We start from the raw sequence: 23565 nt of genomic DNA, 5'->3' as shown, positions 1-23565 counted from the left end.
CTAACCGTCAGTGCGCAGCGACCTGCGCGATTAGCCAATTCAACGGGGAGATCACCTTGCGCACCCTTCGTGGCGCTGTTGCCAGCGTCATCGCGCTCGCCTTCGCGGCGCTCATCCCAAGCTCGGCGGCGAATGCCGCACCCCCTGCTGCCCCCTACACCGCCCTCATTCTGGACGGCCGCGCTGGGAGCTACGTGCTCAGCGGAACCCTCGCGTTCGGCAACGGCACCGGAACCGTTACCGCCAGCCCTTTTGGGCAGGGTGGCATCAGCATTGACGCCGACTCGCCGGGGCACGACTACTTCACCAGAATGGCGCCCCCGAGCGGGCAGCTCTTTACGGCGGGGACGACGTATTCCACTGACGTCACGTCCTTTCACCTCAGCGGCGATGGCCGCGGCTGCAACCAGCAGCCCGGTTCGTTCATCGTCCACGAGGCGGTCTACAACGCGGAGAGCACGCTGACCGCCTTCGCCGCCACGGCGAGCATCGGTTGCGAAGGCCCAACCGTTTCCACGGTCGCCGAAATCCGCTGGAACTCAAGCATTGGCTACAAAGCCGTGCTCACAAGCGCTGGCTTCCTGTCCTACAACACGCAGGACCTTGGTGTGGAAACCGCTCCGCAGACCATCACGGTCAGCAACGGTGGCACCGAGGCAGCCGTTTTGGGCGCGGCTTCGCTTGGTGGCGTCACCCCAGGCGCTTTCCGGATCACCTCCGACAACTGCGCTGGCAAGACGCTGGAATTCGGCGCCACCTGCACCATCGGTGTCGCGGCCAAAGCCACCGCCGTTGGAGCACAATATGGCCAGCTCGTCATCCCGGACAACACCAACGCCGGCAACAAAATGGTGACCCTTGGCGTCACCGGCCAGGTGTCCATCAAGGGCATGTACCACCCCCTGAGCCCGTCGCGCATCCTGGACACCCGTTCCGGCAACGGTGCGGCCTGGCGCAAGGTCAACGACTACGAAACGGTGAGCCTTCAGGTCACCGGCCGGGGCGGGGTTCCCGCCAACGGCATCTCCGCCGTCGTCCTCAACGTCACCGTGACCGAGGCAGACCAGGCCGGGCACGTAACGGTCTATCCGACCGGGGTCGCCAAGCCGACCGCCTCTTCGCTGAACTACACGCGCGGATGGACCGGGGCCAACTCGGTCACTGTCAAGGTCGGCGCCGACGGCAAGGTCAATCTCGCCATCACCGGCGGCAAGCTGCACTTGATCGCTGACGTTGTTGGGTTCTACGCGCAGAACAACGACGCGAAGAACGGCTACTACGGCACCAGCGGACGCGTCTTCACACACGAGCCGGTCCGGTTGTTCGACTCCCGCGAAGACTGGGGCGACAAGCTTTACAGCCAGGAGTGGGTGAAGCTCACCGCAGGGTACAGCGCGGCGACGGCACCGCACGTCAAGGCGTTCATCGTCAACGTGACCGCGACCGAACCAAACGGTGCCGGCCACCTGCGCACCTGGAACGGCGCTGGCTCCCCGCCGGACACGTCCACTTTGAACTTCGAGCGCGGCAAGACCGTGCCGAACTTCGCCATCGTCCCGGCGACCACGTGCGACTTCCAAGACTGCAACGGCAAGCCAATGATCGGGGTCTACACCAACACGGACACTCACGTGATCGTGGACATCGTTGGCTTCATTGACGATGGAACACTTGAAGGTGGCATGCGGTTCGAGCCGCGGACGCCGGAACGGATCGTCGACACGCGCATCAACCAGGGCATCACCGGCCGCATCGGACAGGCCGTCACCAAAACGGTGACGACACCGGGAACCATCGCGAATGCTGACACCTATGCCTTGGCGCTCAACGTAACCGGCGTCCAGCCAACGGTCGACACCAACATGATCGTGTGGGAGAACGGCATCACCAAGCCAGGCGTTTCCAACCTCAACCCGGCGGCTGGCCAGATCGCGCCAAACGCTGTGGTGACGGGAATCGACACGGCGAACCAGTTCAACGTCTACAACCACGGCGGCACGATCGACACCGTCATCGATGTCGTTGGTACGTTCTACTGGATCGAAGGCCTAGACGGATTCAGTGCTTCGGCCCGTGGCGCGACTGCTCACTCAGTACCAGCTGATGGTTTTGCACCTGCTATTGGAAGCGTTAGCCGGCAGCGATAAAACGAACCTGAAGGAAACGGCCCCCGGAATTTGTCCGGGGGTCATTTCTTTGGCTCTTCCGCTTGTGTATTGGACGTGCCTAGAGTGAGCGCTCCGGCGCACACCTCTTGTGCGCACTATCAATACGGGGAGTTCAATGCGACGAGCCCTTCGCGGCACCACTATTGGCGTTCTCCTGGCGGCAGCTGCTGTGGTTTTCCCGGCATCGGCCTCCGCCGCCGCACCACCAACAGCTCCTTACACCGCGGCTATTTTGGATGGGCGCGCCGGGAGCTATCTCCTCAAAGGCACCCTTACCTTTGACCCGAATGACAGCATCTTTCCGGGCGGCGGCAGCGAGTGGGGCGTTGGTATGTATCACCAGCGCAACGACGGAAGCCACCTTTGGTACACGTCGTTTAGGGCCATCGGCGAGCGATTCGTTGCCGGACAGACGTACCCGGTGGCGCGAGCCATGCCCGATCCTGGCGATGTCGAACTTGACACCGGTGGCGACGGGCGCGGGTGCAACCAGCAAAACGGCACCATGCTGGTGCGGGAAGCGGTCTACGACGAGGTCGAGAAGAAGTACACGGCCTTCGCCGCCTCTGTACGTGCTGGCTGTGAGGCAACCGCGCCTGACGCCATCGCTATGGAGTATCGCTGGAACTCCAGCATCGGATACACCGGAGTCGACGTCGATGTGGCGCAGTGGAACTTCGGCGAGCAGCCCATTGGCGCCAACGGTTCGGCGAAGACCATTACCTTCACCGGCAAGGGCTCCGAACCGACTACGTTCGGCGCGGCATCCATTGGCGGTGGCAACGCCTTCGTCATCACGGGAAACACATGCAGTGGAACGTCTGTCTCTTATGGACAGACCTGCACCGTGACGGTGACAGCGAAAGCTACGGCGGTGGGCGAGCAGGCGGGCCACCTCGTCATCAATGACAACACCATCGGTGGCAACAAGTTCGTCCAGCTAAGCCTGTCGGGGATCGTTCCGCAGAAGGTGTCGGCATCGCCAAGTTCGATTGACTTCGGCAGCATCCCGATCGAGGGATACACGGTAACCACTGTCGTGGTCTCCGTGACCGGTAGTCACAACACCTTGTTCGGCACGGCATCGTTCGTTGGTGACAATCCGGAGATCTTCCGGACTGGCGGTGATACGTGCTCAGGCGAGCTATTTGGAGACAGCGTCGCCACATCCTGTTACATCCACGTCGTTGCCGATATCTCTAGCCGCGGTCACTTCACCGCAACGCTTCAGTTACCCAGCAACGCACCTGGCAGCCCATTGTTAGTTCCGTTGTCAGCAGACGGCCCGCCGGACGTCAAAGGCAGGTACTACCCACTTTCTCCGAGCCGGATTCTCGACACACGCGACGGCAACGGAGCACCGTCAGGGGAGGTCGGCGGTTTCCAAACCGTCCCCTTGCAAGTACTGGGGCGCGGCGGCGTTCCCGCCTCAGGTGTCAACGCGGTCGTGCTGAATGTGACGGTGACGGAAGCTGGCCAGGCCGGGCACGTAGCGGTCTACCCAGGCGGTGAACCGAAGCCGACCTCGTCCTCCTTGAACTATGTGAGTGGGTGGACAGGTGCCAACTCTGTGACCGTCAAGGTCGGCGCCGACGGGAAGGTCAACCTCGCTGTTACTGGCGGACCTTTGCATCTGATCGCCGATATTGTGGGTTTCTACGCCGCCAACAATGATCCCCAGACGATGTACGGCAACGGTGGCCGCGTGGTCATCCACGAGCCAGTACGTGTCTTTGACTCTCGTGAAGACTGGGGTGAAAAGCTGCCCGGCGGCGAATGGGTGAAGGTAGCCGTTGGCTACAACAGCACCACAACAGCACACCTCAAAGCTCTGATCGTGAACGTTACGGTCACCGGCACCAGCGGGCCTGGCCATGTCAGCACCTGGAATGGCATCGGTTACCCGCCGGGAACGTCAACATTGAACTTTGAAGCGAACAAGACCGTGCCAAACTTCGCGATCGTCCCGTCGGTGAGATGCGATTGGAATCCGTGTAGCGGTCAATACCCGATGATGGGCGTGTTCTCTAATCAGACAACGCACGTGATCGTGGATGTGGTCGGTTTCATCGATGACGGCACACTTGGTTACGGCCTGTTGTTCGAGCCGAAGTCACCCACCCGGATCGTCGACAGCCGCACCGGTTTCGGCATTCCTGGTGCCATTGGGCAAGGGCAAACCGCGACGGTGACCACACCAGGTTCCGTAGCTGACCCGGCCAGCGTTTTCGCGCTGGCGTTGAATGTGACCGGGATCCAGCCGACGGTGGACACCAACATGATTGTCTGGGAGAACGGCATTCCCAAGCCGACGGTGTCCAATTTGAACCCGGCCGCCGGCCAGATCATCCCTAACGCGGTGATCTCCGGTATCAGTGAAGAAGGCAAGTTCAACTTCTACAACCACGGCGGCACTATTCACACCGTCGTCGATGTCGTTGGCACGTTCTATTTCGATGGCGTCTCGTTGATGGCTGCTCGTGGATTCACCGTAGGCAAGCCGTTCGCGGCCGCGCCAACGGATAGCTGGTTCGCCAGGGCCCGTTAATTTTCTGGCACCCCAGCTTTAGCCAAGCTGGGGTGCCATTTTTCTCGCGGTTGCTGTTTACTGTGCGTCGCAGTGTCCACGCTCTGTGGACGCATATCAAAACGGGGAGAGCAATGCGACGCACCCTTCGTGGCGCTCTGGTTGGCGCCATCGCGTTCGCTACCGCCGTCGTGGCTCCGGCTACCACGGCCTATGCGGCGCCTCCATCCGCCCCTTACAACGCGTTCATCATCGATGGACGTGCGGGCAGCTACCTTCTGGACGGAACGCTGACGTTCGATGAGAACAACAGCACGTTCGAGGCGGTCGCCTGGGGCACACCGGGTCTTGATTTCAAGGCCACCATGCCTGGCCACTATGCGCAGGCTTTGTTGTCACCGCCCAAGGACCAGCAATTCGTGGCGGGGACTACATACACGATCATGCACGAGCCCCCGTACGAAGGTGCCTTCGCGTCCATCGGTATGGATCACCGCGGTTGTGGCGCCGACGTTCCGGGAACACTCGCCGTGCATGAAGCCGTGCACGACGCCACTTCCGGTGAGCTAACGGCATTCGCGGCCTCGTTCACTCTTGCTTGTGGCTCACAGGCCGATGCGATCTCTGGCGAGATGAGGTTCAACTCATCCATCGGTTTCAAGGGCGTCGGTCTCAGCGCTGGCGTGGTCGCCTTCGGGGATCAGCCCGTCGGCGCCAACGGCACCTCGCAAGTGGTGACTTTCACCGGTGCTGGCTCGGAATCGACTGTCATGGGTGCCGCTTCGCTTAGCGGCGCGACGCCAGGCGCGTTCACCATCACGGGCAACACGTGCGCTGGGGCAAGTCTCGCCTACGGCGAAACATGCACAGTGACGGTTCGTGCCAACGCCACCGCGTTAGGCGAGCAGACCGCTCGGCTTGTGGTCGGGGACAACACCTTCGCCGGCAACAAGAATGTGCGGCTGTCGCTAAACGGGATCGATCAGCGGTTGGTAACAGCCAACCCGACGTGGCTGAGCTTCGGCACGCAGGACATCGACCGTGACAGCGCGGTGAAGACCGTTACGCTGAAAGCGGCCGGCACGCTGTCGACCACATTTGGTCAAGCGGTGTTCGGGGGCGATAACCCAGGCACGTTCCGCATTTCCAGCGACACGTGTTCGGGCCAGATCATTCCCTCCGGGCAGACATGCAGCATCGGCATTGTCGCCCGGCCTCACGTCACTGGCACCCTTTGGGCTCAGCTCCAGGTGCCCAACAACAGCCTTACCACGCCAACCGTTGTCGGGCTTGGCGTCGAAGGTGTAGACGGGCTCAAAGGCCGCTACTTCCCACTCAATCCGCAACGGCTCCTCGACACCCGCATCGGGCTCGGGGCACCGGGAGGCAAAGTGGGTACGGGACAGACCGTCCGCCTAGAGGTCAAGAGCCGCGGCGGACTGCCCATGACCGGCATCGCGGCAGTCGTGCTCAATGTGACTGTCACCGAAGCCGACCAAGCCGGGCACGTAACGGTCTTCCCAGCCGGAGTAGCCAAGCCAACCGCGTCGTCACTGAACTACGCGCGCGGCTGGACTGGCGCTAACTCCGTCACCGTTGGCGTTAGCCCCGACGGCTTTGTCGACCTGTTCGTCTCCGCAGGAGGAATCCACCTCATCGCGGACGTCGTCGGCTTCTACGCCAGCAACAACGATCCCTACTACTACGGCAAGGGCGGCCGCGTCTTCACCCACGCCCCGGTGCGGTTGTTCGACACCCGCAACGACCCGGACGGCAAACTGCCTGGAGACTCCTGGCTTCAGCTGTCCATCAACTACAACGCGACGATCAACCCCCACATCCGTGGCCTGATCGTCAACGTCACCGCGACCGAACCCAACGGCCCAGGTCACCTGCGCACGTGGAACGGCAGCGGCGACCCACCGTCGACGTCCACCTTGAACTTCGAGCGTGGCAAGACGGTGCCCAACTTCGCAATCATTCCAACGGTTCCGTGTGACTGGTACCCGTGCAGCGGTACGCGCCCGATGATCGGTGTTTACACCAACATGGACGCGCACGTGATCGTCGATGTCGTCGGATTCATTGACGACAGCACCCTCGGCGGCGGCATGCTTTTCCAGCCGCAGACACCGGAGCGGATCGTCGACACTCGGGTAAACCAAGGCATCAGCGGGAAGATCGGTCAGTCGGTCACTAAGACCGTCACGAGCCCGGTCGGCAACGCCGCCACGGGTGCCTTGGCGCTCAACGTAACCGGCATCCTGCCCACGGTCGACACCAACATGATCGTCTGGGAAGCCGGTATCGCAAAGCCGGGAGTGTCCAATTTGAACCCAGCAGCCGGTCAGATCATCCCCAACGCGGTGATCACTGGCATCAACGATGCGAACCAATTCAGCGTCTACAACCACGGCGGCACGATTGACGCGGTCGTGGATGTCGTTGGCTGGTTCTATTGGCTCGGCTTGCCGGGCGCACCAAACGTGCAAACCCGGGGAGCCGACGGGCCTGGGCTGCCAACGTATTTGCCCACACCCGACGGCATGCATCAACGCTCATAAAAGCCAAAGCGGCCCCGCAGGAAACCTGCGGGGCCGCTTTCGTTAGTGGTCGGCTTTCGTCAGCGTTCGACGGCGAAAAGCTTTCCTGCGGCTGGGCTTGCCAAAGCACGCGCGTCCATCACGGCGTCGGCATAGAACATCCCGACGACATCCACGACGACATCGATCGTGCCGCCGTTGTTGCGGATATTGAACTTGTAGTTCTCGTCAATCCCGGTGATAACCGCGTTCGGAATGATTTGGCCAGCAGCGGGATTCAAATTGGACACTCCCGGCTGGGCAATGCCGTTCTCCCAGACGATCAGGTTGGTGTCCATCGTCGGCTGAACGCCAGTGACATTCAGAGCGAGTGCCCAAGTGTTGTCCTGGACGAGAGCGCCCGGCGTGGTGACCGTGGCCGTCTGCCCCTGGCCAATCCGTCCAGTGATGCCTTGGCTGATACGCGTATCCACGATGCGGGTCGGGCTGCTCGCCTCAAACCGCAAACCTCCACTGAGCGTCCCGTCATCCACGAACCCAACGAGGTCCACAATCACGTGCGTGGTCTGGTTGGTATATAGCCCAATCATGAGAAGCGACGGATCGCAGCCCGAAACGATGCAGGGCGATGTCGGAACGATGGCGAAGTTCGGCACCGTCTTGCCGCTTTCGTAGTTCAGCGTCGACGTGTCCGGAGGACCGCTGGCACCATTCCACAAGCGCAGGTGCCCGGACCCGTTCGGCTCCGTCACCGTGACGTTCACGATCAGCGCCCGCACGTGTGGATTCACCTCCGGGTAGCTCAGGGAAAGGCGGAACCAGCCCCCGCCAACGAGCTTCTGGCCACCATCGTCGACGCGGGAATCGAACAGGCGCCCTGGCTCATGTGTGAACACACGGCCCGCCGCGCCCTGGAACACCGGCTTGTAATCCGAAGCCGTGTAAAACCCCACGACGTCGGCGATCAAATGCAGCTTGCCGCCAGTGACAGCGAAGTTGACCTGACCGTTGGCACCGACCTTCACCGTGACCGAATTCGCGCCGGTCCAGCCTCGGGTGTAGTTCAGGGCCGAAGCGGTCGGCTTGGCCTCACCCCCGGGGTAAACAGTCACGTGCCCCGCCTGGTCTGGCTCGGTCACCGTCACGTTCAAGACCACTGCGCTGACACCGGTCGCCGGAACGCCGCCACGGCCAAGCACCTGCAGCGGTACGGTTTCAAAGTCGGTGAGCTTGTGCGCCGCGACGCCATTGCCGGACCGGCTATCCAGAATGCGGGCGGGATCGAGCGGCTTGTAAAGCCCTTTGTAGCTCGGCTTACCCTCGACCTGCATGAGGATGACTTTGCTGCCATTCAGGGTGTTTGACGGCACGACCAGCATGGCTTCTTGCCAGCCAACAACTCTCGGCGATGCCCAAACGGTGACCGTGCACGCTTGCCCGAAACTCAGAGTCTTGCCGGAGCATTGGTCGTCGCGGATGGCGAAGGCGCCCGGTGTGCTGCCGCCCAAGTGGGCGTTGCCGAAGACAGCATCCAAGGATCCGCCCGAAGTGAAGGTGAGTGTCTTCGGATTGGTCAGTTCCCCAACAGGAGCGGAGACGTAGCCGCTGTAACCACTTGTGGCGACGCCGGTGTAGGGAACGCTGGACATCCACCGCAGCTCGCCAGAAATCGCGTCGGCCTTGTTGTGGCAGTCCAGCAGAAACGAGACCGCGAACGTACTCACGAACTGAGTTTCTGCGTCCCGGACCAGTTCGTGCACCGTGAACGACCCGTTTCCGGTGCACGAGAGCATGGTCCCCTGGACGCTCATGGAGACATTTCCGACGCCCGCCTGGTAGGTCTGCCCAGAGCTGAGGCTAGGCGCGTGAAGGTTGACACTCCAATTGCCACCGTCCTGGAATCCAGACAAGCCAACGCTGTCAATCCCGATGTTCGCGGTGAGCTGAGAGTTCGAGTGGTCCATAACGCGGCTTGGTGGCGAGCTCATCGGGTCCGACAGATTGCGGACGTCGAGCACAAAGGCGCTGTAGGGGGCGGTTGGTGGGGCCGCTGAGGCGGCGGTCGCTGGCGCGATCACAGCTGCGGCAATAGCGATGGCGCCCGCTAAGGCGCCACGAAGGGTGAGGGTATGCAACGGTTCTCCCCGTGATGCAGAGACAAAACTCCTGCACCTTAACGGGGTAAAGATCAGAAAGCCAACGAGATGCTGGTGGAGCCTAGGAGAATCGAACTCCTAACCCCCGCCTTGCAAAGGCGGTGCTCTGCCAATTGAGCTAAGGCCCCGTGCGCTGCTAGCGCAGGTCTGGTGCTGTTACCGCTTCGTGCCACAGGGCACGCTCGTCGCTGTTGGCTTTGACCTTCTTGGCCACCAGCGCCACAGCGACCCCGATGCCCGCCAGGACCAGAAGCTTCTTCCACATGACAGCCGCCTCAAGACTTCGTTGACTTCACGCGTGCATAAGTGGGGCTAGAAAGAATCGAACTTTCGACCTCAGAGTTATCAGCTCTGCGCTCTAACCGACTGAGCTATAGCCCCTCAGCGACAACGAACCTTACCTTACCGAGCCGGCGTCTCCCAAATCGGATTACCCATGGCGCGCCGATGGCCGTGACTAAGCACGGCCATCGGCGTTTTCGCCTGAAGTTATTCGCGTTCGGCGAGGGTGACTTCAACGCCGCCGACGAGGTCGGCACACACGTTGTAGACAAAGGCGCCGAGCGTCATCAGCGCGGTGAACAGCACCACGTTGATGGCTCCGAGGGCGGCCGAGAACCCGATCACGCCACCAGCTGTGATCTTGAAGGCGTTCTCCCCGCCACCGTTGGAGGTGAACAGTTCGGCCATGGTCTTGTTGAGTGAGTCGAAGACGTCCATCGCGTCGAGCGCCAGGTAAAGCACCGAGGTCGCCACGATGATGACCACGAGCAGCACGAAGGACACGGCGAAGGAGAACTTCATCACCGACCACGGGTCGATCCGTTTGATGCTCAGCCGTGCGCGGCGTGGGCCACGGGACGCACCCGCGGTCACTCCGCTGCGGGCCGCGCGGACCGCTTCCGTGACGCGCACCGCCCCGGCTGTCGCACTGTTGACAACGGACCGCAGCGTGGCTGCCCCCATTGCCGCACGGCCAGTCGGTGCCTTGCCTGCCGCCACTTTGCCGCCACCGGGGCCCACTTTGGTGGGAACCTCCTGCGGTTTCTGCGTTGGCTCCTCGGCGGGCGCGGGCATGCCGGCCGGCCGCGTGAAGGTAGAACCGGGGGCCGGAGTGGATTCGGCCGTTGGATCGGCGGGGACCGTCGCACGGCCAACGGCCGCCTTACCCGCTGCCGAGGTCGCCTCTGCCGTGGTGGCGGCAGGCGCTTCGTTCTCGGCGGCCGGGTCGGCCGGAGTCCCCGCGGTCTCCGACATCGCCTGTGTCTCGGTCATGCACTAGTCCTGTTCGTCCGGTTCGTCGGCATTACGGGCAATGGCGACGAGGGTCACGCCTTCAGGGAGGTCCATCAGCTTGACTCCCATTGTGTTCCTATCGCGCGTCCTGCGCACGGGCTTCACCGGAGTCCGAATAACTCCGCCATTGCTGGTGATGGCGAAGAGTTCATCGTCCGGGCTGATAACGACCGCGCCCACCAGTCCGCCACGGCGTTCCGTGATCTTTGCGGTGAGGACACCCTTCCCGCCTCGGCCTTGGATGGGGTACTCCTCGATGGGCGTGCGCTTGGCGAACCCACCGTTCGTCGCGACGAGCACATCCATGCCGTCACGCACGACCTCCATCGCCAGAAGTTCATCGCCATCGCCGAACCGCATGCCGATAACGCCGGAGGTCGCCCGGCCCATCGGCCTGAGGGCCTCGTCAGTGGCGTTGAATCTGATCGCCTGAGCCTGCTTGCTCACCAGGAGCAAGTCGTCTTCAGCGGAAACCAAAGCCGCACCAACCAGTTCGTCGTCGTCGCGCAGGTTGATGGCGATGATGCCACCACTGCGGTTCGAGTCAAACTCGCCAAGCGCGGTCTTCTTCACTAGTCCATTCTTAGTGGCCAGCACCAAATATGGGGCGACATCGTAATTCTGGATCTGAATTACTTGGGCAATCTGCTCATCAGGCTGGAACGCGAGCAGGTTCGCCACGTGCTGGCCCTTTGCGATGCGCGAGGCTTCCGGCAGTTCGTAAGCCTTGGCACGGTAGACGCGTCCCTTGTTCGTGAAGAACAGCATCCAGTCGTGAGTGGACGTTACGAAGAAGTGGCTGACGATGTCGTCCTGGCGCAGCGTCGCACCGGAGACACCCTTGCCACCACGCTTCTGTGAGCGGTAAAGGTCAGTCTTTGTCCGCTTGGCGTAACCGGTCCGGGTGATCGTGACAACGACGTCTTCGCGGGCGATGAGGTCTTCCATGGAGACTTCACCGTCAAACGGAATGATCTTCGTACGCCGCTCATCGCCCCACTTGGTGACGATCTCCGCGAGCTCGTCCGAGATGATCTTCCGCTGACGTTCCGGCTTGGCCAAGATGTCGAGCAGGTCGGCGATCTCAATCTCGATCTTCGCGAGTTCGTCGACGATCTTCTGCCGCTCCAGGGCCGCAAGGCGCCGCAGCTGCATGTCGAGGATCGCCGTCGCCTGGATCTCGTCGATCGTGAGCAGCTCGATAAGGCCGGTACGCGCGACTTCAACCGTGGGCGAGCGGCGGATCAACGCGATGACTTCGTCGAGCGCGTCGAGTGCCTTGACCAAACCACGCAGGATGTGAGCGCGCTCTTCAGCCTTACGCAGGCGGTATGCCGTACGCCGCTGAATGACGTCGATCTGGTGGGCGACGTAGTGCCGCAGGAACTGGGCGAGGTTCAGCGTGCGGGGCACACCGTCCACAAGCGCCAGCATGTTGGCACCGAACGTCTCCTGCAGTTGCGTGTGCTTGTACAGGTTGTTCAGCACGACTTTGGCGACGGCATCGCGCTTGAGCACGAGGATGAGGCGCATACCCGTGCGGCCTGACGACTCATCACGGATGTCGGCGATGCCGGTGAGCTTGCCTTCCTTGACGAGCTCGGCGATGCGCTCGGCGAGGTTGTCCGGGTTGACCTGGTAGGGCAGCTCGGTGACGACCAGGCAGGCACGGCCGCGCTTGTCTTCCTCGACCTCCACGACGGCACGCATGCGAATCGAGCCGCGGCCGGTCCGGTAGGCCTCTTCAATGACCGTGGTGCCCACGATCAGACCGCGCGTCGGGAAGTCCGGTCCCTTGACGATCTTGATCGCGGCTTCGAGGGTTTCGGCCTCGTCAGCCTCGGGGTGCGCGAGGCACCACTGAACCGCCTCGCCGATCTCGCGCATGTTGTGCGGCGGGATCTTCGTGGCGAAACCGACCGCGATGCCCTCCGAACCGTTGACGAGCAGGTTCGGGAAACGGGCCGGCAGGATGTCCGGCTCCTGGTTACGGCCGTCGTAGTTCGGGCTGAACTCGACCGAGTCCTCGTCGATGTCCCGCAGCATTTCCATCGCTAGCGGGAACAGGCGGCATTCGGTGTACCGCATCGCGGCGGCGGGGTCGTTACCCGGCGAACCGAAGTTGCCGTTGCCGTCGATGAGCGGATAGCGCAGCGACCACGGCTGCGCCATGCGCACGAGCGAGTCGTAGATCGCGGTGTCACCGTGCGGGTGGTAGTTACCCATGACCTCACCGACGACGCGGGCACATTTGAAGTACCCGCGGTCGGGGCGGAAGCCACCGTCGTACATGGCGTAAAGAATCTTGCGGTGCACTGGCTTGAGGCCGTCACGCACGTCTGGCAGCGCCCGGCCGACGATCACGCTCATGGCGTAGTCGAGGTAGGACCGCTGCATTTCCACCTCGAGACCGACCGGCTCTATGCGGCCGTGAATCGAGTGTTCAGCGGACTCTGGCGTCTCTGTCACTTATTGCATCCTTCTCGGAACTGTCTGTGGATAACCCTGTGGACACTGTGGATAAGTGTCGCTAGATGTCTAGGAAGCGAACATCCTTTGCGTTCCGCTGGATGAAGGAGCGCCGTGACTCGACGTCTTCCCCCATCAACACGCTGAAGAGCTCATCAGCGGTTGCGGCATCGTCCAAAGTGATCTGGCGCAGGGTCCTAGTCGCCGGGTTCATCGTCGTTTCCCAGAGCTCGGGGTAGTTCATCTCACCGAGACCCTTGAACCGCTGAATGTCATCTGGCTTGGCGTTGGGCTTGGACTCCTGCCGGAGCCGGACGATCCCGTCACGTTCCTTGTCGGAATACGCGTACTGGAAGTCGTCACCCTTCTTGTTCCACTTGATCTTGAACAAGGGTGGTGCGGCCAGATAGATGTGACCCAGCTCGACGAGCGGGCGCATGAAGCGGAACAGCAGCGTGAGCAGCAGCGTCTGGATGTGCTGACCGTCCACATCGGCGTCGGCCATCAGCACGACCTTGTGGTAACGCAGCTTCTCGATGTCGAACTCGTCGTGGATGCCGGTGCCCAGTGCGGTGATCAGCGCCTGAACCTCGTTGTTCTTGAGGATCCGGTCGATGCGCGACTTCTCGACGTTGAGGATCTTTCCACGGATCGGCAGGATCGCCTGCACGCGTGGGTCACGGCCCTGCTTGGCCGAGCCTCCAGCGGAGTCACCCTCGACGATGAACAGCTCACAGACCTTGGGGTCGGTGGACTGGCAGTCGGCCAGCTTTCCGGGCATGGAGCCGGACTCCAGCAGCGACTTGCGGCGGGCGAGCTTGCGCGCCTGAGCGGCGGCTATGCGTGCCCGGGCGGCCTGCGAAGCCTTGGTAATGATGGTCTTTGCTTCGGCCGGGTTGCGCTCGAGCCAGTCGGCCAGCCACTCGTTCGACGCCTTCTGCACGAAGCTCTTGACCTCGGTGTTGCCGAGCTTGGTCTTCGTCTGGCCCTCGAACTGAGGGTTGGCCAGCTTCACCGAGATGATCGCGGCGAGGCCTTCCCGAATGTCCTCACCGGACAGTTTCTCGTCGCTCTTGAGGAACTTCTTGTCCGCGCCGTACTTGTTGACGATCGTCGTCAGCGCCGCACGGAAGCCTTCTTCGTGCGTCCCACCCTCGTGGGTGTTGATCGTGTTGGCGAACGTGTAGACCGACTCGCCGTAGGACTCGTTCCACTGCATCGAGACCTCAACCGACATGCCCTCGGTTTCGGCTTCGAACTCGATGACCGACTTGTGGATCGGGCTCTTGGTCGCGTTGAGGTGACGGACGAAGTCGCTGATGCCGTTCTTGTAAAGGAACGTGACCTCGCGCACATCATCGCCCTGTGGGCGTTCGTCACGCAGGTGAATGGTCAGTCCCTTGTTAAGGAACGCCATCTCCTGAAGCCGCCGGTAGATGGTCTCGAAGTTGAACTCGACGGTCTCGAAGATCTTGGCGTCGGGCCAGAACGACACGGACGATCCGCTGCGGGTCGTCTTCTCGCCCTTCTCCAGCGGAGTCGGCTTGGAGTCGTGGTACTGCTGGCGGTAGACGAAGCCGTTCTTGTGGATCTCCAAGGCCATCTTGTAGGACAGCGCGTTAACGACGGACACACCCACACCGTGCAGACCGCCGGAGACCTGGTAGGCCTTGCCATCGAACTTGCCACCCGCGTGCAGCACGGTCAGTGCCACCTCAACGCCGGGCTTCTTGAGCTTGGGGTGCATGTCGACCGGGAAACCACGGCCGTTGTCGATAACGGTCACGCCGCCGTCTGCGAGCAGGATGACATCAATCGTGTCGCAATACCCCGCCATTGCCTCGTCGACCGCGTTGTCCACAACTTCCTGGACTAGGTGATGCAGACCACGCTCGCCTGTCGAGCCGATATACATACCGGGCCGCTTGCGGACTGCCTCGAGCCCTTCAAGCACGGTAATTTGATCTGCGCCATATTCCTGCTTGTCGCCGCTAGCCACACGTATCCCTTCAAATGAAATCCAGGCAACCCAGTCCCGTTTGCCGCGCCCAAGGGGAGGGCGCCTCGCGATTCAGGACGGAATCCTCACCGCAATCCTACTGGGCGACCCCGACACTGCGCGCGCGACGGCACCGTGCGGGTACCTGACAGGTCCACAGCGGGACTAAATCGCCGGGCCGCAACTCCCCCTACGGGCGCGCTCGGGATTGTGAACGTTTTGGGGGTCGCGCGATGGGCCAATTTTGCCGTAAGTTGCGCACGCCAGTTTGATGCAGGGAGAGCACAGATGGGCCTGGACAACGTCGCCGTTCAATGGCCGGCCGAAGGTCGTTTTTACGACCCTGTCGCCCCGGCCGAGTTTGTCGACTTCGCCGTGTTAGCCGATGAACCGCAGACAGCGGCACCCACCGCCGCACTCGCCGGGCATATAGCCCGCACGGGAACGGTCCGCGCGACGGCGTACACGGAAGTAGTGGATCTTTTGCTGGGCCTCGGTGGTGTTCTCTACGCGACCGAAGCGGCAGCCGAAGACGAAGACCCCGTGATCGATCCTGATGGATGCGCTTGGATCGCGGGCGGCTTAGAGAAATTCGTCATCGGCCACGAACCCATCGGCGACGTGGTCACCTTCGAGTCGGTCGCCGAGGTCATGCGGTCAGCGCTGACCGACGCCCGTCTCGCCGACCAGCAGCTCCGCTGGCTCGAACAGCGTCTCGACGCGTTACGCGATGACAGCGGTGGCGCTCCACAATGGAGCTTCCCGCTATCGGAGTTCGCCGTTCTCGCCCGCTTCTACCGCCGCTGCGCCGATCGCGGTTTCGCCGTCTACGCCGAAAGCTGAGTAGTCCGGCTTCACGTCGGTGACTTGAGCCCGCGCCGCGACTCGATGAAGTCGCGGCGCGGGCCTTGGTTTATGCCTGTTCGGTCGCGGTCATGGGCCAAGACGTCTTGAGCGGCTCATTCTCGGTGGCGACGCGAGGCGTTTAGAGCATTATTTCCGATGTCCGCGGTGCTTACGACCGTCCCTCCCGCGAGGCCCTCAAGGTCCGCGCGACCAGGGCTTCGATCGCAGCCGTCCACCGTCCATGGACCTGGCGAGTGCTGGCGCTGCCTGGTCGTGATCCACAGCCCGATAGCGGTGGACGGGGTTAGGCGGCGGCGATGACTTCGATTTCGACGAGCCAGTCGCTGACGAGTGTTTCGGCGACGATGGCTGTGGTGGGGACGGGACGTCCACCGAGGGCGGCGACCCGGGCGACAGCGTTTTCCTCCGCATAGGACGCGTCGCGAAGGTAGCTCGTGAGGCGCACGATGTTATCCACGCTCAGCCCGGCCGAGTCGAGGATCGTGCGGATGTTGGACCAGATCAGGTCTAGCTGCTCGGTCAACGTGGCGCCTGCGGTGCCGCTCGGGTCGAGGCCCATCGTTCCGGAGACGAACAGGAACCGGGACGCGCCCCGAACTTCCATCGCGTGAATGTAGTCGTCAGTCGCTGGATAGATGCCCTCAGTCGGGCTGTGCGGGATGAGCTGCATTCAGACGATCTTAAGACGCGTCAGCTGTCGGCGTCCGGTGCATTCGGCGGTAGAGGAAGTAGCCGGCACCCGCGGCGACGGCCGCGAGGAACGTGGTGCCCAGCCAGAAGAAGACGTTGCGAACTGGGCTTTCGTCATCGAGCACCAGTCCGGGTGGGACCGACCCGAGCCCGAGGGCCACGTTGCCGGAGCACAGCCCGGTCTCCCCTTTCGCCGCGTAGACGCGGTAGCGCGTACCCAAGGCGAAGTTCATTCCGCAGCTCGCTGAGTCCATAGCGGAGGTAATCTTCACGACCCCTGGTGCCTCGCCCTTCTCGACCTTGTCCACGGAGAAGGTGAACGTCACGGGATCATCGCTGGACCTGATAAAGCTCGCCGGCGGACTGTCCACTTTGGCCACTGTGCCCGTGAACACCAGGTCAGCGTACTCAAACGACTGCTGCGGGGTAGAGATCGCGCAACTGCATGCGCAAGCTGGCTGTTGTGCTGGCAGGTAGACGAGCCCGGCCGCCAAGGCCAGCAGCGTCAACAGTCTCCACGCGATCCGCATGACAGTTAGATCGTTGAGCCTGCCGAAAAGGTTCCCTAGGTTCGTTTACCCCGCGGTGAACGGCCAGGTGTCGAGGGGCCGTGAATCCGCAACTTGGTCACCAAGTTATGCCCGACGGTCGAACCGATGCGGGACAGAATGTCGCGCTGGAGCATCCGCATCTGCGTCGCCCACGTGGCCGACTCGGCCTCGATCGTCAGCTCGCCATTGTCCAAAGTGACCGGACGGCTGTGTGCCGCGATGTCGGGCCCGACGATCGTCGCCCACGAGCCGAATAGCGTCGCCTCGGCGGCCGGTTTCGACCAGCCGCGCTGAGCGATCAGTTTCGCGAGCACATCGCTGAACTTGGCCGGGTCACGTGGATCGGGCCCAGGCCCGGAGTAGCCACGTTTGCGGGGTGAGGAACGCTGACGCGGCTCGGACGCCTTCGCCGCTCGCTTGCGTAAAGCCGCTTCTAACGCGGCCCTCGCCAAGTCGGGCCCCTTCTGGCTTTCGTCAGTCACGCCGCACCTCACCCGGGGTCACTAGATATCGGGCTCCTCGTAGTGATTCCGGCACATCAGCTTCGACAGCGCAAGTTATCAGCACTTGAGCAGCATCTCTGACGAGTTCGGCCAGGCGCTCGCGACGGCCCGTGTCGAGTTCGGCGAATACATCGTCGAGCACGAGCACCGGCTCGATCCCCTCGGACCGCAGCAGGGTGTACGAGGCGAGGCGCATAGCCAGGGCATAGGACCACGACTCGCCATGGCTGGCGTAGCCCTTGACCGGCAACTCACCGAGCCGCAGCAGAAGGTCGTCGCGATGTGGCCCGGCCAGTGTCGTCCCGCGGGCGATCTCTTCATCGCGCACCTGAGCGAGCACCTCAAGGATCGTCCCCGGCGTCGTGGTGGCCTTATATTCCATGACCGCTTTACCCTCACCGGCGCTGACTCGCTGATAGGAGTCTTCGAGGTGCGGGGCGAGCTGCTCGACCAGTGACAGCCTGGCCTGCAGTAACTGGGCGCCGAAGTCGGCGAGGTGCTGATCCCAAGCCTCCAAAGTGGATAGATCGCGCTTCTGCCCGGCGACCTTGCGAGCGAGGTAGGCACTGCGGAGCAGGGCATTGCGTTGTTTCAGCACACGGTCGTAGTCGGCGCGAACACCCGCGAAGCGCGGTTGCCTGGCCACGAGCAGGTCGTCAAGGAAACGCCGCCGTTGTTCGGGATCGCCGCGGACCAGGCTCAAATCCTCGGGAGCAAAAAGCACGAGCCGCAACGCACCGAGCACGTCGCGGGCACGGCGGACCGGCGATCGCCCGAGCCGTGCCCGGTTGGCTTTACCGGGCACGATCTCAAGCTCAACGAGCAGTTCACGTCCTTCGTGGACGATCGCGCAACGGATCACCGCTGTTTGCGCGTTCATCCGCACCAGCGGTGCGTCGTTGGAGACCCGGTGACTAGCTAGCGTCGCCACATATCCCATGGCTTCGACGAGGTTGGTCTTGCCAACCCCGTTTTGTCCGATGAGGACACTCGCACCGGGTTCCAGGTCGATCGCGGCGTGGGCATACGACCTGACATCGGTCAGCTCAAGCCGCCGGACGTGCATGGGCGCTCCGGCCTACTTCTTGACGGCGTGGCCGCCGAACTGATTACGCAATGCGGCGATCGCCTTCATCGCTGGCGAGTCCTCCTGGCGGGAGGCGAACCGGGCGAACAGTGACGCGGCGATGACGTTCATCGGCACCGCCAGACGGATCGCCTCTTCGACGGTCCATCGTCCTTCGCCGGTGTCTTCGGCGTAACCCTTGAGGTTGTCCAGGTGTGGATCTTCCTCAAGCGCCCGGTCCATCAAATCGAGCAGCCAGGAACGCACGACCGTCCCTTCGCGCCAGGACTTGAAGACGCCCGGCACGTTCGACACGATCTCTGATTTCTCCAGGAGTTCGAAGCCCTCGGCATAGGCGTGCATGAGGCCGTATTCGATGCCGTTGTGGACCATCTTGGCGTAGTGACCCGCGCCGACCCCGCCAGCGTGAACGAAGCCGAACTCGCCCTCAGGCTTGAGCGCCTGGAAGATGGGCATCGCCTTCGCGACGTTCTCATCGGTGCCGCCGACCATGAGGGCGTAGCCATACTGCTTGCCCCACACGCCGCCAGAAACGCCGACGTCGATATAGCCGATGCCGTGTTCCCCCAGCCGTTCCGCGCGCGGACCGTCATCGGAAAAGCGTGAGTTCCCGCCGTCGATCACCACGTCACCAGGGCTCAGCAGCGGGATGAGTTCGTCGATGGTCTTCTCGGTGATCTCGCCTGCGGGCACCATCGTCCACACCACGCGCGGTGCGGCCAACTTGCTCACCATGTCAGCGAGATCGCTAGCGTCGGAGAGATCTGGGTTGCGGTCGTAGCCGACTACTTCGTGCCCCGCTGCACGAAGGCGGTCACGCATGTTCCCGCCCATTTTGCCCAGACCAATGAGTCCTAGCTGCATGTACTAACTACCTTCCGACCCGAATTGGCATGATCAGGTACCGGAATCCTTCGATCACGGCACCATCGTCTCCCGCGGGCGTGATAACCGCAGGCTTTACCGGGTCATTGAAGGAGAAGACCGCAGTCGGGGCGTTAAGCGCACCGAGGCCCTCGACCAGGTATTGCGGGTTGAACGCCACCGTGATCGAGTCTCCGCTGTAGGTCGCTTCCATCGCCTCGCTGGCGCGAGCCTCTTCGACACCGCCGGCTTCGACGACGAGCCCGTCATCGCTAAAGCTCAACCGCACCGGGGTGGCCTTCTCGGCAACCAGCGACACACGCTTGACGACCTCGGTCAGTGCCGCCACGGGCACCCGGGCCTCGGAGGTGTAAGACGGCGCGAACAGCGAACGGACCGGCGGATAGCTTTGCCCGTCAAGCAAACGGCTCGTCGTGCGGCGTGTTCCACCGACGAAGCCGATCATGCCTTCGCCAGTTCCGCTGCCCGAAAGCGCGATGGTTACTTCGCCGCCGAGCGGGCCAAGCGTCTTGGCGGTGTCGGCGAGGGTGCGAGCCGGAACGAGGGCGTTGGCGCTGAAGTCTGGGTCGCCAGGAGTCCACGTGATCTCGCGGACGGCGAGCCGGTAGCGGTCTGTCGCGAGCAGCGCCAGGCCTTCGCCGGACAGTTCGATCCGGACACCGGTCATCATCGGCAGCGTCTCGTCTCGCCCAGCGGCCATCGCGACCTGAGCGACGGCGCTGGCGAAGGTCGCCGCGTCGACAGTGCCGGCGCTAGCTGGCAGCTCCGGAAGAGTCGGGTAGTCCTCGACAGGCATCGTCGGAAGGGTGAAGCGGGCCGTTCCGCAGACGAGCTCGAGATGAGATCCCACAGCGGCGATCTCGACCGGCTTCTTGGCCGGGAGTGCCTTGGTGATTTCGGCAAGCAGCCGTCCGGAAACGAGCGTGGCACCGTCGGCGTCAGCCTGGACGTCAACGTCGACCTGGTTAGAAACCTCGTAGTCGAACCCTGAGACGTGCAGGCGCCCATCGGAGACGCGCAGCATCGCTCCGGCGAGCACCGGAACGGACGGCCTGCTCGGCAGGCTCTTAGCCGTCCATGCGACCGCATCGGCCAGCGCGTCTCGTTCCACCCGGAACTTCATCTGTCCCTCCCAGCTGTTGTTTCGCTAGCACCATATGCCCCGGAGACGATCTGCATCGAACTGGTCCCTATCCACAGATCGAGCGCCGGTGATTTTGTTTTGTTTTCTCTATAAGAGATAAAACCCATGTTCTTAATAGGCCCTGTGGAAACTGGGGATAACCCAGGTTTCGACTGCTCAACGAGCGTCGGACCCTGTGGACGGGCTGTGGACCATCGGTGGATAACTTGCCTGTTTTTCCACAGCTGCGGAATCACCCACAAGTTGTCCACCGCCGTCCACAGGTTATCCACCGGCTGTCCCCATGGGTTATCCCCAAAATGTGGACGAAGACAGATTCCTTACCCCACAGGGATATCCACGGATCATGGAAGGTTTTCCACGGATCATGGAGCGTCATCCACAGCTTTTCCACATCAAGATTTTTTGACGAATTTCTGTCCACAGCCATCCACAGGCCGTCCACAGGAAATCCACCGGGTTATCCACTGAGTTATCAACAGACAACGCTGGAAAAGCTCTTGAGAACCGGCGGCAACCTTTCTTCTTCCCCCTTCTCTTCTTCGTGTCATAGCCTTCCACGACCATCTGACAGAACGGGGAATCCGAAATGGGCAAGCACCTCTTCACCGCTGCTATCGCGGTTGCTGCTCTCGTCGGCTGCAGCACGACGACGCCACCGTCTGTCGCGCCAACCTCAACGGCCGCAAGCTCTTCAGCTTCAGTGAAGCCCACACCCAAGCCAGCGGCGACGCGGCCATCCACAGACTTCGGCAACGCGACTTTCGAGATCCCCGCTTTTCCCTCAACCGTGGGCACAAGCCTGCCCAGCGGGAAAACGCACCTTTAAAGATGGCCTTGCCGCCATTAAGCCCGGAGCCGCGATCGCCATCAACGCAAGGGTCCCGGCCGTGGTGGGCGACCTCGATGGCCAATCTGGTGACGAAGCGGTCATCCATGCTTCATTGCGCTGTCGAAGGGGCGAGCCCGTTCACCCCATTCGTCATCAAGCTCGACGCCTCAGGCAAAGTCACCGGTTCGCTCGGCTTTGTCCTCCAGGAGCCGGGAAAGCCGTTTCTTATGAGCGAGGAAGAGCAGCCAGTGTCCATTGTGGATGGTGTGATTCAGGTCGACGTGCTTGGCGAGTACGACAATCAAAGCCCGAAGCGGACCGTTGGCTACACCTACCGCGACGGCAAGTTCGTTCAGGCGTGAAGTGTCCACTGTGGACTGTGGGGCAGCGGAACCTTCCCGCTGCCCCACAGTCATTTAGCGGCGGAAGAAGAAGTGGTCGACGTTGACGTAATCGTTTGGCTGTCCACTGGTGAAGGTCAAATACACCGTGTGGGTACCAGTCACGCCTCCCACGTTGCCGGGAACGTCTCGCCACGCTTCCCAGCCACCCGTGTTGGCGATGGCGAAGGATCCGATCGGTGCCGCTGTCGGACTGTCGATGCGGATCTCAACGAGTCCACTGATGCCTCCGGCCGCGCCAGACGCCACGCGGGCGACAAAGTCCCGTGGCCCGGGCGAGCCGAAGTTGACGTTGTCATAGCGGGCCCAGTCGCCGTTGCGGAGACTGCCCATGTAGTAGCCGTAATTCACGACGCCGTTATTGGCGTTGTGGCTCTCGCCCTGAATCGGCGCGTAGGCGTCACGTCCACCGCCCGGCGGCGGTGAAGTGGGAGGTGGCGTCGTGGGCGGTGGGGTGGTGCCGGTCCCTCGCGTCCACACGGCGACGTAGTCCACCCGCATCGGAACGCCCGAAGCCGTGCTTGCCGTCGGCGTCCCCATGCCCGCTAGCGCGTTCGGGAAAGCCCCGCCCATCGCCACGTTCAGCAGGATGAAGTAACCGGCGTGGCTCGTCATCTGACCCCAGTACGAGCCCACCTGTGATTGGTTCACCGTGTGGAATTGCTGACCGTCCACATACCACCGCAGTTGCTGGGCGTTTTCGTTCGTGCGGTCCCACTCGAAGCGGTAGGTGTGGAAGCCGGATTGGCACGACGAGCCGGGGCAGGCTCGGTTTGCCCCGATGCCGGTGGTCTCATTGCACGGACCGCCCGGGTTCACGCCGCAGTGCAGCACTCCCCAAACGGCATTGAGCCCGTTGACGTTCTCCATGACGTCGAATTCGCCGATCCCGGGCCAGTTCCAGTAGTTGCCGCGGTAGGGCGCACCTAGCGCCCAGAAGGCGGGCCAATAGCCGAGGGCCGCCGAGCCGGTGACGTTGGGCATCTGGATGCGGGCCTCGATCCGCAGGATCCCGCCCGCGGGTGCCTTAAAGTTGCTGCGCTGGGTTTCGATGCGGCCTGACGTCCAGCTGCCGCCGCTCCTAATAGGAGTGATGACGAGGTTTCCAGCCCCGTCTTGGCGCAGGTTCGCTGTGCTGTTCGTGTACGTCTGAACTTCGCCGGTCCCCCAGTTCGCGGGGCCGCCCGGATAGCTCGTCCCGGTGTCGATGATCCAGTTGGCACCGGACGGCAGGGTGTTGTTAGCGCCGTTGAAGTCGTCGGCAAAGGACAGGGTCCAGCCGGTGGGCGTCGGCGGAACCGCGGCGTTGGCGCTGACGGCAAGGGCGGCAGCCCCGGTAACGGCGAGGACGAGCGCGATGGGCAGTAAACGGGAGCGGAGTCTCATGCCCATGACCTCCTTCGATGGGAAGAGCGTTTTCTCAACGCCTGGAAATAGGCGTGAGAGC

18 protein-coding genes and 2 tRNA genes are annotated in these 23565 nt (G+C 62.5%); 5 read left to right on the top strand and 15 right to left on the bottom strand.

The annotated features are described in order from the left end of the window. Window positions 1-56: 56 nt before the first annotated feature. From A3E1_RS0120835 to A3E1_RS0120825, 3 genes are all read left to right on the top strand, one after another. On the top strand, window positions 57-2147 hold the full coding sequence (locus A3E1_RS0120835) for a hypothetical protein (RefSeq protein ID WP_020522735.1): 2091 nt from the start codon (window positions 57-59) through the stop codon (window positions 2145-2147). A gap of 136 nt (window positions 2148-2283) precedes the next feature. Next, window positions 2284-4716 carry a choice-of-anchor D domain-containing protein gene (locus A3E1_RS0120830; RefSeq protein WP_211215963.1) on the top strand — a complete coding sequence of 811 codons (2433 nt, stop codon included), beginning with the start codon at window positions 2284-2286 and terminating at the stop codon, window positions 4714-4716. A gap of 113 nt (window positions 4717-4829) precedes the next feature. Further along, the gene (locus tag A3E1_RS0120825) at window positions 4830-7259 is read left to right on the top strand and encodes a choice-of-anchor D domain-containing protein (RefSeq protein ID WP_020522733.1); all 2430 of its coding nucleotides are present in this window, start codon (window positions 4830-4832) and stop codon (window positions 7257-7259) included. 59 nt (window positions 7260-7318) lie between these two features. Here A3E1_RS0120825 and A3E1_RS0120820 read toward each other — a convergent pair whose 3' ends face one another. The 7 genes from A3E1_RS0120820 to gyrB form a co-directional block, all read right to left on the bottom strand. After that, a complete protein-coding gene (locus A3E1_RS0120820) occupies window positions 7319-9373 on the bottom strand; it encodes a hypothetical protein (RefSeq protein ID WP_157631646.1) in 2055 nt (684 codons plus the stop codon). Between the two features lie 73 nt (window positions 9374-9446). Continuing rightward, a tRNA-Ala gene (locus tag A3E1_RS0120815) sits at window positions 9447-9522 on the bottom strand. 8 nt (window positions 9523-9530) lie between these two features. Continuing rightward, entirely contained in the window at window positions 9531-9659 is a 129-nt protein-coding gene (locus A3E1_RS47995) for a DLW-39 family protein (RefSeq protein WP_020522731.1), read from the bottom strand. 42 nt (window positions 9660-9701) lie between these two features. Further along, window positions 9702-9775, bottom strand: a tRNA-Ile gene (locus A3E1_RS0120805). Between the two features lie 108 nt (window positions 9776-9883). Next, on the bottom strand, window positions 9884-10669 hold the full coding sequence (locus A3E1_RS0120800) for a DUF3566 domain-containing protein (protein ID WP_020522730.1): 786 nt from the start codon (window positions 10667-10669) through the stop codon (window positions 9884-9886). Window positions 10670-10672: 3 nt separating this feature from the next. Further along, window positions 10673-13159, bottom strand: a complete 2487-nt coding sequence (gyrA, locus tag A3E1_RS0120795) for a DNA gyrase subunit A (protein WP_020522729.1) — start codon at window positions 13157-13159, stop codon at window positions 10673-10675. A 61-nt stretch (window positions 13160-13220) separates the two neighbouring features. After that, the gene (gyrB, locus tag A3E1_RS0120790; protein ID WP_020522728.1) at window positions 13221-15158 is read right to left on the bottom strand and encodes a DNA topoisomerase (ATP-hydrolyzing) subunit B; all 1938 of its coding nucleotides are present in this window, start codon (window positions 15156-15158) and stop codon (window positions 13221-13223) included. Window positions 15159-15446: 288 nt separating this feature from the next. On the opposite strand from gyrB, the gene A3E1_RS0120785 reads away from it, so the two are divergent. Continuing rightward, complete coding sequence (locus A3E1_RS0120785; RefSeq protein WP_020522727.1) at window positions 15447-16001, top strand: hypothetical protein; 555 nt, start codon at window positions 15447-15449, stop codon at window positions 15999-16001. 307 nt (window positions 16002-16308) lie between these two features. Here A3E1_RS0120785 and A3E1_RS0120780 read toward each other — a convergent pair whose 3' ends face one another. The 7 genes from A3E1_RS0120780 to A3E1_RS47230 all read right to left on the bottom strand — a co-directional run bounded on the left by A3E1_RS0120780 (window position 16309) and on the right by A3E1_RS47230 (window position 21683). Beyond that, window positions 16309-16695, bottom strand: a complete 387-nt coding sequence (locus A3E1_RS0120780) for a RidA family protein (RefSeq protein WP_020522726.1) — start codon at window positions 16693-16695, stop codon at window positions 16309-16311. A gap of 10 nt (window positions 16696-16705) precedes the next feature. Further along, window positions 16706-17245, bottom strand: a complete 540-nt coding sequence (locus tag A3E1_RS44940; protein WP_020522725.1) for a hypothetical protein — start codon at window positions 17243-17245, stop codon at window positions 16706-16708. A gap of 35 nt (window positions 17246-17280) precedes the next feature. Next, on the bottom strand, window positions 17281-17748 hold the full coding sequence (locus A3E1_RS0120770) for a DUF721 domain-containing protein (RefSeq protein WP_020522724.1): 468 nt from the start codon (window positions 17746-17748) through the stop codon (window positions 17281-17283). Then, window positions 17741-18835 carry a DNA replication/repair protein RecF gene (recF, locus tag A3E1_RS0120765; protein WP_020522723.1) on the bottom strand — a complete coding sequence of 365 codons (1095 nt, stop codon included), beginning with the start codon at window positions 18833-18835 and terminating at the stop codon, window positions 17741-17743. The genes A3E1_RS0120770 and recF overlap by 8 nt, the downstream gene beginning before the upstream one ends. 12 nt (window positions 18836-18847) lie before the next feature. Beyond that, entirely contained in the window at window positions 18848-19720 is an 873-nt protein-coding gene (gene gnd, locus A3E1_RS0120760) for a phosphogluconate dehydrogenase (NAD(+)-dependent, decarboxylating) (protein WP_020522722.1), read from the bottom strand. A gap of 7 nt (window positions 19721-19727) precedes the next feature. Next, window positions 19728-20864, bottom strand: coding sequence for a DNA polymerase III subunit beta (gene dnaN / locus A3E1_RS0120755; protein WP_020522721.1), 1137 nt, complete (start codon window positions 20862-20864; stop codon window positions 19728-19730). 396 nt (window positions 20865-21260) lie between these two features. Then, window positions 21261-21683 carry a hypothetical protein gene (locus A3E1_RS47230; RefSeq protein ID WP_157631644.1) on the bottom strand — a complete coding sequence of 141 codons (423 nt, stop codon included), beginning with the start codon at window positions 21681-21683 and terminating at the stop codon, window positions 21261-21263. 138 nt (window positions 21684-21821) lie between these two features. Between A3E1_RS47230 and A3E1_RS0120745 the strand changes: the two genes are divergently transcribed. After that, window positions 21822-22079 (top strand): hypothetical protein, encoded by a 258-nt coding sequence (locus A3E1_RS0120745; protein WP_157631643.1) that lies wholly within the window; start codon window positions 21822-21824, stop codon window positions 22077-22079. Window positions 22080-22133: 54 nt separating this feature from the next. Here the strand turns inward: A3E1_RS0120745 and A3E1_RS0120740 are convergent, their stop codons facing one another. Continuing rightward, the gene (locus A3E1_RS0120740) at window positions 22134-23504 is read right to left on the bottom strand and encodes a glycoside hydrolase family 16 protein (RefSeq protein ID WP_051105118.1); all 1371 of its coding nucleotides are present in this window, start codon (window positions 23502-23504) and stop codon (window positions 22134-22136) included. Between the last annotated feature and the right edge of the window lie 61 nt (window positions 23505-23565).

It is taken from the genome of Catelliglobosispora koreensis DSM 44566 (assembly GCF_000379685.1).
Classification (GTDB): Bacteria; Actinomycetota; Actinomycetes; order Mycobacteriales; family Micromonosporaceae; genus Catelliglobosispora; species Catelliglobosispora koreensis.
Note: the sequence above shows the minus strand (reverse complement) of the source record. Positions and strands in the feature narration are given on the sequence as shown.